Origin of the sequence: Streptomyces sp. HSW2009, from assembly GCF_040240285.1 — a bacterium.
Lineage (GTDB): Bacteria > Actinomycetota > Actinomycetes > Streptomycetales > Streptomycetaceae > Streptomyces.
The window spans coordinates 1-12,173 of record NZ_JBEHZD010000210.1 but is presented as its reverse complement, the minus strand read 5'-3'; the positions used below and the strand labels follow the sequence as shown (position 1 = coordinate 12,173).

The window sequence follows — 12,173 nt, the reverse complement described above, 5'->3', positions numbered from 1 at the left end:
CCCCCCCACCCCCCCCCCCCCCCCCCCCCCGGCCCCCCCCCCCCGGGGGGGGGGGGGGCCCCACCCCCCCCCCCCCCGGGGCGGGGGGGGGGGGGCGCCCGGCCCGGGGGCGGGCCGACCCGATGGCCCGGGCCCCGCGGGACGGCCACCCCGTCGCGACATGCCGCTGCCGGGGCCGCGCCGTACGCACCCGCCCACCGCCCCCGGCGGCCCGGGCATGCGCGGCCCGGTCTCCTTGTCCGACCAGCAACTCGGCGGCCGGGTCGCCGATCTGGCGCCACGCCGACGCTGATTCCCTGCCCCGGGCGACCGCCCGGGGCAGGTCACCGACCCGTGGGCGACACGACGCCCACGGGACGGCGCCATGTGTCCGCCCCGCCGCTCTGACCAGGCGTGATGCGCCTGGCCTTGGTCTTGCCGCTGGTCTCTCCTCCGGGCCGGACTTCGCCTTGCCGCCGGTCTCTTCCGCCAGCCCGGGCTCGCCTGCGGCCCCGGCCCGAGGCTGCCCCTGGCCCTCCCCTCCCGCCCCGCCCTGTCTTGGCGCTCGTACCCGGCCCCGGTGCGGCTGCACGGTGCGGTTGCCCCGGCCCCGCCGCCCGCGCAGCGTGCGCCTCCGGCAGCCCGGGGTGAACGGCTCGTCCCCGTACGGATTCTGGCGGGGGCTCGGGTGTGCCCGGTGGGCGAGCGGGGCGCGTTTCGGTGCCTGGGGCATCGCCTGAGCGGGTGGTTCGTGATGCCCGTACGCGCCGGGTAGCGGGTGCCCGCAGGCGCCGAAGTGCCTCCGCCGGGCGGGCGGTCGAGCTGAGCGGACGTACGGGAGCCGTGTCGCGGGAGCGCTGGGCGGCGTCAGGGCCGGGTGGGAGCAGTGGGGTGGCCGCCGGCGCTGGAGTGTCGTAGGGGCGCGCGGATGGCTGGGGGCGCTCGATGTGGTGGCCGGGTGGTTCGGTTACGCCGGGGCTGCCGGGTCGGCCGGTCGTGTGGTGCCGGGGTCGGCGGGGTGTGCCCTGATGCCGCGCAGGGTGAGGGTGAGCAGTCGGTCCGCCAACTCGGGGTCGTCGGGGGACTGTTCGACGGCCAGCGCGATGGCGTTGGTGAGTTGCATCAGGTCGCCGATGTCGACCCCGGGCCGTACGGCACCGGCCCGCTGCGCCCGGTCGAGCAGTTGGCTGCCGGCCGCGAGCATCGGCATGCTGCACCGGGAGAGCGCCGAGCCGTCGTCGCTCTGGGCGGCCATCAGCGCCCGGGACAGGCCGCGGTAGGTGCTGGCGTGGGTGACGATCGCGCGCAGCCACTCCAGCAGGGCCGTGCACGGCTGGGGCGCGGCGAGCAGTTCGCGGGAGCGGGCCAGCAGCGCTTCGACCTCGTCCTTGAAGACCGCGCTCATCAGGGCCGTGCGGTGCGGGAAGTGGCGGTAGAGAGTGCCGATGCCCACCCCCGCCCGCCGTGCGATCTCCTCAAGTGAGGCGTCGGTGCCGCGCTCGGTGAACGCCGTCCGCGCCTCGGCCAGCAGCCGTTCGTAGTTGCGGCGCGCGTCAGCACGCATCGGCCGCCCCTCGGCGACCCCCGCCGTACCGCTCGCCATCATGGTCCTCCCACCCGTGGCCACCGTGCGCGCCGTGCCCGGCGGCACCGGTGTCGTCCGTACGTCGTCGTACTGCCCGCCATGGCGCCGGGCCGGCGCCGCACCGGTGCGGTCGGCGTGCGGACGTGCTGCCGCGTGGCCGTACGGACCGGTGTCGACGGTGTGCATGGGTCCGCGCACCAACCGGGCGCGGACCCACCACCAGCATCGCATTCGCGAGCGCGTCGGCCGGACGTTGCCGGATGTTTGCGGGGCCGGGACGCCACCGGTTCGAGTGGTCGAGCGCCGTGATGGGGGTGGGGGGAGGGGCGGGTGCGTACGCGGTGGTGGTGGGGCGTGGGGGAGGCGCGTTACGGATGTGCCGATGCGGTGAGGAGGGCGAACGGGAAGGGCAAAGGGGCGCGCCCCCGCCGCGGGGGGGGCCCGGGGCCCCCCCGGGGGGGGGGGCCCCGCGGCCCCGTCGGGAGGCAGGTCCCCACAGGCACCACCCCACGGCCGGCGCCATGCCCGGCCCCGCGGCACACCCGCCCCCACGCCCGCACCCCCGCCCATGCCCACGCACCCGTCCACCTCGCCCACCGCCCGACACGCCGCCCCGCCGCCCCGTGCGCCGGGCCGGCCGGAGCCCCGGACCAGGACACCGCGCTCCGAAGCACCGACGCCGCCACGCCCCGGCGGCGCCCCCTCGCCCACTCCCCCACCACGCGCCCCGTCCACGCCTCCGCTGCCCCCACGGGACGCCTCGCCCACGACTCCGCTGTCTCCGCCCGGTGCCCCGCCGGTCGGCCGCTCCCGGGGTGACGGTGCCGGTCTCCGGGCCGCGGCCCATCGAAGGGGCCAACCATCGAGGCCAGCCGGACCTCCAGCCTCGCCTGCCTCATTAGGCGCGGCGGCCCCGCCGGGTGCGGCGGGCGCGGCGGGCGCGGCTGCGCCGTGGACCGTCCCGGCCGGAGAACTGCCGACGCACCCACGGCTCAAGCCGGCCCTGCGCAGGGCGTGGCGCAGCCGGGACACCGTGCAGTTCGGCATCACCGAGGCCCATGCGGTGCTGCTCGGCCCGCTCGATACGGCCACCGGCAGCTTCCTCACCCTGCTCGACGGCACCCGGGGAATGCCACTGCTGCGCCAACAGGCCAGGTCGCTGGGGCTGCCGGAGGGCAAGGCCGACGCCGTGGTGGCGCGGCTCGTCGCGGCCGGTCTCGTCGACGATCCGCTGGCCCGGGAGGACGGCGCCGCGGCGCTCCAGGACGACCCGAGGGCGCGCGAGCGGCTGCGCGGCGACCTGGCGGCGCTCACCGTGCTCCATCCGCAGCCCGCCGCCGGCCTGCGGTTGCTGGGGGCCAGGCGGGCGGCGCGGGTCCAGGTGCGGGGAGCGGGCCGGGTCGGCGCCGCGGTGGCGGCCTTGCTGTCGGCCTCCGGGGTGGGCCGGGTGGAGGTGATGGACGGTGGCCGTGTCGAGCCCTGGGACGTCCTGCCAGCCGGGATCGCCGCCACCGAGATCGGCGAGCGCAGGGAGGCCGCGGGGCGCCGCCTCGTACGGGAGTGCGCGCCAACCCACCGCCCCGCGCCCCGCACCGGCCGGCGCACCGCGGGACGACACGCCGCCCCACCCACGGGCCCGGCCTCGGCCCCAACCGCTGACGGGGCGGAGCAGTGGGCGGATCTGCCAGGTAGTCCCTACGCTCCGGCTGCGCCGGCTGGCTCGGGTGGCTTTGGTGAGCCGGCCGGCCCGGCTGGCTCTGTCGGCCCGACTGGTCCTGGTGACCCGATTGGCCCGGCTGGCTCGGGCCTGGTTGGTCCTGGTGGCTCGTCTGCCCTGGCTGCCCCGGCTGACGGGTGGCCCGACCCCCACACTGCGTTGCCGGATGCGTCCCCGATCGACGAACTGCACCTGGTGGTCATCGCCCCGCGCGACGGGCTCGCCGCGTACGCACCGCAGCCCGCCGCGGCCGAGTTGTTGATCTCCTCGGGCATCCCGCACCTGTACGCCGGCGTCCTGGAGGGCACCGGCGTCGTGGGCCCGCTGGTCGTGCCAGGCGTCACGTGCTGTGCGGCCTGCATGGCGCTGTGGCGGGCGGAGCGCGAGCCCGGCTGGCCGCGTCTGCTGGCCCAGTGGCAGTCGGGGCGCCGAGCTCCCGCACCGCCGTGCGACGCGGCACTGGCGACGACCGTGGCGGGGCTGACCGTCGCGCGGGCCCTGGCCTACCTGGACGGCGGGGCGCTGCCCGCCGTGGGGGCCCGCTGGGAGCTGACCTTGCCGGGGCTAGCCTGGGACGTGCGGTCCATCGAGCCGCATCCGAACTGCGCGTGCGGCACGATGACCGCTCCGGTTACGGGGTATTCATCGAGGAGTGCGAGGCCGCAGGCGACAATGTCCGGGTAAACCGGCGTCCGCTGGGTGGACGACGGGGGTCCGGGGTCCGCCCCGGGAGAACTCAGTTGGAGTTGGAGGGGCGCATGTCTGATCTACCCCGCAAAGCGGTCACCCGCACCGCGAAGTTGGCAGCCTTGCCACTGACGTTCGCGGGGCGAGCCACCTGGGGCCTGGGCAAACGCATCGGGGGCCGGCCCGCGGAGATCGTCGCACGAGAGTTGCAACAGCGCACGGCCGAGCAGTTGTTCAAGGTACTCGGCGAGCTCAAGGGCGGTGCGATGAAGCTCGGCCAGGCCATGTCGGTCTTCGAGTCCGCCCTGCCGGAGGAGATCGCCAAGCCGTACCGCGCGGCGCTCACCAAGCTCCAGGAGGCCGCGCCTCCGATGCCCACCCGTTCGGTGCACGCGGCACTGGCGGACCGGCTCGGTGCGGACTGGCGCGACCTGTTCCTGGAGTTCAGCGACAAGCCGGCAGCCGCCGCCTCGATCGGCCAGGTGCACCGGGCCGTCTGGCACGACGGCCGCGACGTCGCGGTCAAGGTGCAGTATCCCGGCGCCGGCGAGGCCCTGCTCTCCGACCTCACCCAACTGGGCCGCTTCTCCCGCCTCCTGGGCCCCCTGATGCCCGGGATCGAGATCAAGCCGCTCATCGCCGAACTGCGCAACCGGGTAGCCGAGGAGTTGGACTACGAACTGGAGGCGGAGGCCCAGTGCATCTACGCGGAGGAGTTCGTCGGTGACCCGGACTTCACTGTGCCGGGCGTGGTGCACCAGTCCGACCAGGTACTGATCACCGAGTGGATGGAGGGCATACCGCTCTCCGAGGTGATAGCGAACGGCACGCGCGAGCAGCGGGACCGCGCCGGGCAATTGCTCACCCTGTTCCTCTTCTCCGGCGTGGCCCGCACGGGGTTGCTGCACGCGGACCCGCACCCGGGCAACTTCCGGCTGGTGGTCGGCGACGCCGCGGACGGGCCGCCGGAGAAGTGGAAGCTGGGCGTGATGGACTTCGGCACGGTCGACCGGCTGCCCGAGGGACTGCCGCCCCACATCGGGGTCACCCTGCGCATGCTGCTGGACGGCGAGGGCGACGAGGTCCAGGAGTTGCTGCGCGAGGAGGGCTTCATCAGGCAGGACCTCCAGCTCGACTCGGAGGCCCTGATGGAGTACCTGTTGCCCATCATCGAACCGGCCCAGCAGGAGGAGTTCACCTTCACCCGCGAGTGGATTCGCGGCCAGGCGACGACACTGGCCGACCGCCGCTCCCCCTCGTACGACCTCGGCCGACAGCTCAACCTGCCGCCGTCCTACCTGCTGATCCACCGCGTCAGCATGAGCACCATCGGCGTGCTCTCCCAACTCGGCGCGACGGTACGGATGCGGGACGAGATCGAGGCATGGGTGCCGGGCTTCGCCGTGGTGGAGGAGGACGGGTTCGAAGCGGCTGAGCCCATGTCTGAGGCGGCCGGGTCCACGTCCGAGGCGGCCGGGTCCACTGCGGTGGCTACGACGACACGTACGACGCCGGCGGCCGTGCCGGCGGTCGAGACCGAGGATGCGGCACGGCCCGCGGAGGCTACGGAAGCCGCGGAGCCGACGGGGGCAGCGGCGGTGGCAGAGGCGGTAGAGCCCGCCCCGGCGTCCACGGCCAAGGCTGCCGAGGTAGTGGAGCTGACGAAGCCCGTCGCGACGACGCTGGAGCACGGCGTCACGGAGGAGACCCCGGCCTGACGGTTCCTGGCTCCGGCCCGGGCCCCCGCCCCGGGCCACCAGCAACCCAACCACCCCCGCTCCCCCGCTCCCGCCAACGCGCCACCGGCCACCGGCCACCCAGCAGCATCGCGGCCCGCAGCCGCCGATCCGTTCCCCTGCCCCGCACCGTTGCGCGGGCGCCTGCCCGTGAGCGCCCGTCCATGAGCACCCATCCGCTGGTGCCGGTCGTTCTGGCCGGCTGACCGGCTCATTCGCTGGCTCGTTCCCCGGCGGGGCCCATGGCAGGGCCCGTACTGCAACGCGGGTGAGGACGCACCGTCGGGAGCCCCGGCCGCACCGTCGGGATGTCCCCCGCTACCACCAGACCGAGTCGAGCCGGCCCTCGATGGCTCGGATGTTCTCGCGGGCGCAGGCGTCGCAGAAGTAGCTGCGTCTTCCGTTCTCCATGGAATACGTCCAGGTGGGCGGCGTGCCGTGGGCGGTGGTGCCGCAGCGGGCGCAGGTGCGGGTCTCGCCGTCGGACGGCGCCGGTTCAGCCGGTTCATGTGACGTCTGGTCCACCCGCAGACGATAGCCCCGCCGTTCGCGTACGGCGGGGGCAACGCGCCCCGGCCGGGCGGCAGAAAAGCGCTGGGGGCCGGTCCTTTCGGACCTGCCCCCAGATACGGCACTGCTCATTACTGGTGAAACGGGTCGGCGACCACCCCTCGGTGGACGTGGTGTGACCCGCCCGCAGAACACCGTCCTGCGGGCCGTGGTCACCTTCGGGTCGCCGAGTACGGGCCGGCGACCAGCGGCCGGCCGGCCCTAACCGCAATAACACCCAGGCCCAACAGCGGCGGGGGGCCCCCACAGCCCCCCCCCCCCCCCCCCCCGCAGCCGGTCGCGGCCCGGTGGGGCCGATGAGCGGCGGGTCGGCGTCCATGGACCCGCCCACGTCCTTGCGCGAGTGCGCAGGGTCGGGCCGGTCACCGCGACACCCTGGAGAAGGCGAGGCGTGAGCATGACACCCATCGACCTTGGACGGCGCGCCCTCATCAAGCAGGCCACCGCCGCCGGAATCCTCGCCCTTCCCGCCGTCACGGCCCTCAGCGGCTGCGCGACGAGCGGCGGCAACCACACCCAGCAGGTCGCCAAGGGGCAGAAATCGGCGAAGAATCCGCTGGCGGTCAACGAGGGCGCGGGGCTTGACGTCGTCATTTTCGACGGCGGCTTTGGTGATGAGTACGCGAAGGCGGCTGAGGCGCAGTACGTGGCGGCTTATCCGAAGACGGACGGGAAGATCAAGCACACGGCGACACAGAAGATCCAGGCACGGTTGGCTCCCCGGTTCAACGGGGGCACGCCGCCGGATCTGATCGACAACTCGGGCGCGGAACAGATGGATTTCGGGACGCTGGTCTCCAAGGAGCAGTTGACGGACCTGCGGGCGCTTTTGGACGCGCCGTCCCTGGACGATCCGAAGAAGAAGGTACGGGACACGCTGCGGCCCGGCGTGGTGGAGATGGGGCAGTTCGACGGGGACGAGGTCTGGGTCCTGTACTACGCCTACACGATCTACGGGGTGTGGTATTCGAAGTCGCTGTTGGCGAAGCACGGCTGGGAGTACCCGCAGGACTGGGACGCCATGCTCAAGCTGTGCGAGGACGCGAAGAAGCAGGGGATCGCGGGGTGGACGTATCCGGGGAAGTACCCGTACTACCTGCCGTTCAGCCTGTATCCGTTCATCGCGAAGATCGGCGGTCGCGAGGTGCTGGACGCGATCGACAACCTGGAGCCGAACGCCTGGAAACAGGACGCGGTGAAGTCGGCGTTCGAGGCGTACCACGAATTGCAGAGCAAGGGGTACATCCTCAAGGGCACGCCTGGCCTTGACCACGTCCAGTCGCAGGTGGCGTGGAACGAGGGCAAGGCCCTCTTCATCCCGAACGGTTCGTGGGTGGAGAACGAGACGAAGAAGACGACGCCGAAGAACTTCGACATGGCGGTGGGCGCACCGTCCTCGCTGGATTCCAGCGACAAGCTGCCGTTCGGGACGATCTGGGCCTCGGGCGGTGAGCCGTTCATCGTGCCGAAGAACGCGAAGAACCCGCAGGGCGGCATGGAGTTGCTGCGGATCATGCTGGGCGAGAAGTCGACGCAGACCTTCATCAAGCGGGTGTCGTCCCTGTCCTCGCTGAACGGTGGCACCGAAGGACTGAAGCTCGCTCCGGGGCTGGCGTCGGCACAGGAGTTGTGGACGAAGGCGGGGCCGAACGTGGTGAATCCGCGGCTCCAGGACTGGTACGTGCGCTTGCAGAAGGAGAAGATCGGCACGGCGGCACTGGGCGAGATGATGGCGGGCCGCCTGTCGCCCAAGGAGTGCATGGCCAAGTGCCAGAAGTTCGCTGACGAGACCGCTCGGGACGATGCGGTGCGGAAGTACCGGCACCGCTAGGTGCAAAGAAATCCGCGCCGGTCGGGTCGGGTGTGGGTCAGGCCGTTTCTCGCGGGCGGGAAGTGGGGTCGGTAGCAGTGCGGCACGGTAAGTACGGCTTCATCGTGGGGTTCTTGGCCCTGCCTCTGGCGATCTATGCGGTGTTCGTTCTCTCGCCGTTCGTCCAGGCCATCTACTATTCGTTCACGAACTGGAGCGGGTTGAGCTCGGACCTCAAGATGGTGGGGTTCGACAACTACCGCAAGATGTGGCATGACGACGTCTTCTGGCATGCCTTGCGGAACAATCTGGTGTTGTTGCTCGTGTTGCCGCTCGTGACGCTCGGCATGGGGCTTTTCTTTGCCTTCATGCTGAATGTGGGCGGGCGGCGCAAGGGCGCGGTGGTGTCGGGTGTGCAGGGATCTGCCGTGTACAAGGTGGTGTATTTCTTTCCGCAGGTGCTGTCGATCGCGATCGTGGCGCTGATCTTCCAGTTCGCGTACAACCCGAACAGTGGTGCGTTGAACTCGTTCCTTTCCGGTATCGGGTTGGATTCGGTGCAGCCTGACTGGTTGGGTGATCCGGAGTTGGCGCTGTGGTGTGTCATGGCGGTGATGGTGTGGAGCAACGTCGGGTTCTACGTGGTGTTGTTCTCGGCCGCGATGAGCACGATTCCGCGGGATTTCTACGAGGCGGCCCTGCTCGACGGGGCGAACCGGTTCACGACGTTCTTCCGGATCACGTTGCCACTGCTGTGGGACACGGTGCAGACCGGTTGGGTGTACATGGGAATCCTGGCGTTGGACTCGTTCGCCGTGGTGCAGATCATGACGGTCGGCCCTGGTGGTCCTGACTATTCGACCGAGGTCCTGACGTGGTTCGTGTACACGAAGGGCATTCAGGACGGGCAGGCGGGTTACGGGACGGCGCTGGGCGTGGCCCTGTTGATCGTCACGATGATCTTCGCCGCGATCGTCATGCGGCTCGGCCGCCGCGAAAGGCTGGAGTTCTGACATGCGGGCACCGCACGGACCCGGTGACCGCGCCCCTTTCTGTCCGACCCGTGGTGGGGAGTGGAGCGCATGAACGGAGAACTCTCGTCCAAGGAGTTGGTCGGCATGCCAGGGCCACTGGACGCGCCGCACGACCAGCACGTACAGAAGGAACAGCCGCCCGCTGGGGCGCCGGCGGTGACCGAGACCCCCCGACGGCGCAGGGATTACGCGGGCGGTGTGTTGAACGTCTTCTCGCACGGAATCCTGGCCGTGTGGGGCCTGTTGGTGACGATGCCGCTGCTGTGGGCGGCGATGAGTTCCTTGAAGACGGACAAGGAGATCTTCACCTCGCCCTGGTCGCTGCCGTCCTCGTTGCACTTCGGAAACTGGTCGGACGCGTGGCAGACCGCGAACATGGGCCGGTACTTCCTGAACTCGGCCGTGGTAGTGGCTGGTTCGCTCTTCGGCACGATGCTGCTGGGCGCGATGGCCGCCTACGTACTGGCCCGATTCGAATTCCGCGGGAACCGGTTCATCTACTTCCTGTTCGTGGGCGGCATGAGCTTTCCCATCGTGCTGGCGCTGGTCCCGCTGTACTTCGTGTTGCAGAACATGGAATTGCTCAACACCAAGCACGGGTTGATCCTGGTCTACATCGCGTACTCGCTGCCGTTCACGGTGTTCTTCCTGACCTCGTTCTTCAGGACGCTGCCGACCTCCGTCGCGGAGGCCGCCATGCTCGACGGCGCCTCCCACACCCGCACGTTCTTCCAGGTCATGCTGCCGATGGCCAAGCCGGGACTGATCAGCATCGGGATCTTCAACTTCCTCGGCCAGTGGAACCAGTACATGCTGCCCTACGTACTGAACCAGGGCGACGACAAGGACAAGCTCCTCCCGCAAGGACTGGTGGAACTCGCCGTGTCCCAGGGCTACAAAGGCGATTGGGCGGTGCTCTTCTCCGGCCTGCTGATCGCCATGCTGCCGGTCCTTGCGGTGTACATCATCTTCCAACGCCAGGTCCAAGCCGGCCTCACCGCCGGCGCCCTCAAATAGGCCGCCCACCCCGCGTACGCCACCCGCTACCCGCCCCGCCGATCCGCCTGCCGCAACCGTTCCCGCAGCAATGCGTGCCGGAATTGGTAGCGCGGCCCGTCCGCGCGCAGGACGCCCCGTGCATACGCGTCATGGAGGAACGCCATGCCGCGCGCCGGGAACCGCCCCCGACAGCGCAACTGGACGAAGAGCGCCGTGGTGCGCCAGAAGTCGTGGGCGGCTGCGCTGCCCGCCAGGCCGATCAGCAGGGCCGTACAGACCCCCGTCACCAGCCCGGCCACCACCCCGTGGCGCGGCGTGCCGGCCAGGCCGTTCTGGAGGCCGAGCGCCACCCCGGGGCCGATGCCGAAGAGCACGCCGAAGACCAGCGCCCGGCGCCGGTCCTCCCGCCACGAGCCGTGCGGATGGGTCCGTGCCCCCACACCGACGACCGGCCGGCTGGCCCCGACCATCAATCCCACGCTCACCGCCCCCAACACGCCCGCCAACAGCCCGGCCGCCGCCCCGCCGCTCAGCCAGTGCGCGGTGCCGATCGGCAGCCCCGCGGCCAGCACGGCCGAGGCCGGGAACGCGCCGCGCACCGCCCGCACCCGCCGCCCTGCACCGCTGCCCCACGCCGTGCGGCCGGCCGTGGCCGCAAGGCCAGCCGTCACCCCGCTGCCCAGGGCGGCGGCGAGCAGGAAGAACGGGTACCCCACCGGCCCCAGCCCCTGCGCACGGGCCTCCACCGCGCACTGGCTGCCCACGATCAGTGCCACCAGGGCGGCCGTCGCCGGATTGATCGAGCGCCGCCACGCCGGCAGCACCGGCGCGCCGACCCGGGGCGGATGCCGGCCCCTGCGCTCCGCGATGGCCCCCGTCACCAGCCCGTAGACCAGGCCCAACAACCCGATCCACAGGGCGCCCACGGCCACGCCGCCCCGGCCGAGGACCCGCTGTTGGCCGAGCGGGCTGAAGACCACGGCCCCCACCAGGGCCCCGGCCGCCACGCCGACCGCGCCGAAGGCCAGGACGCGCGGGACGGCCCGCTCTACCTCCGGCATCCGCCGCCAGTCGAGATCGCCGTGGGCGTGCATGCCCCGGGCGACGTACCGCAGCCACTCCCGCGCGCGCTCGGCCGGCACGTCCCAGCCGCGTGAGCCACCCGGCCGGTAAGCGACCTGGAGCAGCCGGTCCATGAGCTCGGCCTCGATCTCCGCCGGCGTGCCGCGGGCGCCGACCGCCAGCCGCCGGTCGAGCCAGTGCGCGAGGCCGGCCGGGTCCTTGCGGTACACATCGACCAGCAGACGCAGCGTCAGCGGCCTGGCCAGTGCCTCGGTCACCGCGTCGCCGCGCTCCTGCCGCAGGTGCCGTACGAGCGGCTGCCACGGCGCGGCGAGCGGCTGGAGGCGCAGGGTGAGGAAGTCGGCGGCGTCCCGGCCGGTCAGCGGCAATAACTCCAGGGCCGCCGGGCCGGTCGGCGCGCCGTGGGGCGCGGCCCGCACGTACTCCGCACTGCGCGCGAACAGCACGATGCGCAACCGCGCCGCGTCGAGCTGCCGGAACGCCTCGGCCCACAGCCGCGCGTCCATCTCGTCGAACGATTCGAGGAACAGCGCGACCCGGCGTTCGCGCACCAACTGCCCGGCGGCGCCCTGCCCGTACTCGGGAAGGCGCAACAGCGGGTAACGGCAGTGGAGTTGACCGGCGAGCCAGTCCGTGAGCGGCTGCCGTTCCGGGTCCCAGCTCCCGGCGCCCAGCAGCACCGGCACCGGCACCCGGTGGCGCTCCGCGTCGGGCAGTCGCTCGCGCTCCTCAAGGGCCCGCAGCACGGTGAGCACCGCCACCGACGACTTGCCGCCGCCTGGCTCGCCCAGGACGGCGACGCGCCCCGAGCGCAACCCGCCGTAGACGGCGTACAGATCGTGGTGGGTGCCGCCACGGAGCGCGGCGGCGTCCGGCTCCGGGCAGCCGGGCAGCGGCGCGACCAGGCGACGCCGCAGTACGAGCTCACGCGGCGCGCCGACCTCGCGCGGCGACCACGTCCACCGCAGCGTGA

At 72.2% G+C, this 12,173-nt stretch carries 8 protein-coding genes and 1 pseudogene; 6 read left to right on the top strand and 3 right to left on the bottom strand.

Going from position 1 to position 12,173, the window contains the following annotated elements:
• A pseudogene (locus AAHZ94_RS17205) lies at positions 1 to 292 on the top strand (hypothetical protein); the annotation flags it as partial.
• A gap of 654 nt (positions 293 to 946) precedes the next feature.
• Here the strand turns inward: AAHZ94_RS17205 and AAHZ94_RS17200 are convergent.
• On the bottom strand, positions 947 to 1,543 hold the full coding sequence (locus AAHZ94_RS17200) for a TetR/AcrR family transcriptional regulator (protein ID WP_349993789.1): 597 nt from the start codon (positions 1,541 to 1,543) through the stop codon (positions 947 to 949).
• A gap of 1,054 nt (positions 1,544 to 2,597) precedes the next feature.
• Here AAHZ94_RS17200 and AAHZ94_RS17195 point away from each other — a divergent pair.
• Both AAHZ94_RS17195 and AAHZ94_RS17190 read left to right on the top strand, forming a co-directional pair.
• Positions 2,598 to 3,965, top strand: a complete 1,368-nt coding sequence (locus AAHZ94_RS17195; protein ID WP_349993786.1) for a ThiF family adenylyltransferase — start codon at positions 2,598 to 2,600, stop codon at positions 3,963 to 3,965.
• A gap of 74 nt (positions 3,966 to 4,039) precedes the next feature.
• Entirely contained in the window at positions 4,040 to 5,686 is a 1,647-nt protein-coding gene (locus tag AAHZ94_RS17190) for an ABC1 kinase family protein (protein ID WP_349993785.1), read from the top strand.
• Between the two features lie 336 nt (positions 5,687 to 6,022).
• Here AAHZ94_RS17190 and AAHZ94_RS17185 read toward each other — a convergent pair whose 3' ends face one another.
• Positions 6,023 to 6,229, bottom strand: coding sequence for a hypothetical protein (locus AAHZ94_RS17185; RefSeq protein ID WP_349993784.1), 207 nt, complete (start codon positions 6,227 to 6,229; stop codon positions 6,023 to 6,025).
• Positions 6,230 to 6,671: 442 nt separating this feature from the next.
• On the opposite strand from AAHZ94_RS17185, the gene ngcE reads away from it, so the two are divergent.
• From ngcE to AAHZ94_RS17170, 3 genes are all read left to right on the top strand, one after another.
• Positions 6,672 to 8,105 carry an N-acetylglucosamine/diacetylchitobiose ABC transporter substrate-binding protein gene (gene ngcE, locus AAHZ94_RS17180; protein WP_349993788.1) on the top strand — a complete coding sequence of 478 codons (1,434 nt, stop codon included), beginning with the start codon at positions 6,672 to 6,674 and terminating at the stop codon, positions 8,103 to 8,105.
• 77 nt (positions 8,106 to 8,182) lie between these two features.
• A complete protein-coding gene (locus tag AAHZ94_RS17175) occupies positions 8,183 to 9,097 on the top strand; it encodes a carbohydrate ABC transporter permease (protein WP_349989803.1) in 915 nt (304 codons plus the stop codon).
• Positions 9,098 to 9,202: 105 nt separating this feature from the next.
• Entirely contained in the window at positions 9,203 to 10,135 is a 933-nt protein-coding gene (locus AAHZ94_RS17170) for a carbohydrate ABC transporter permease (RefSeq protein ID WP_502964698.1), read from the top strand.
• Between the two features lie 26 nt (positions 10,136 to 10,161).
• Here the strand turns inward: AAHZ94_RS17170 and AAHZ94_RS17165 are convergent.
• Positions 10,162 to 12,173, bottom strand: a 2,012-nt coding sequence (locus AAHZ94_RS17165) for an NACHT domain-containing protein (RefSeq protein WP_349993782.1), incomplete at its 5' end; no start/stop codon positions are given.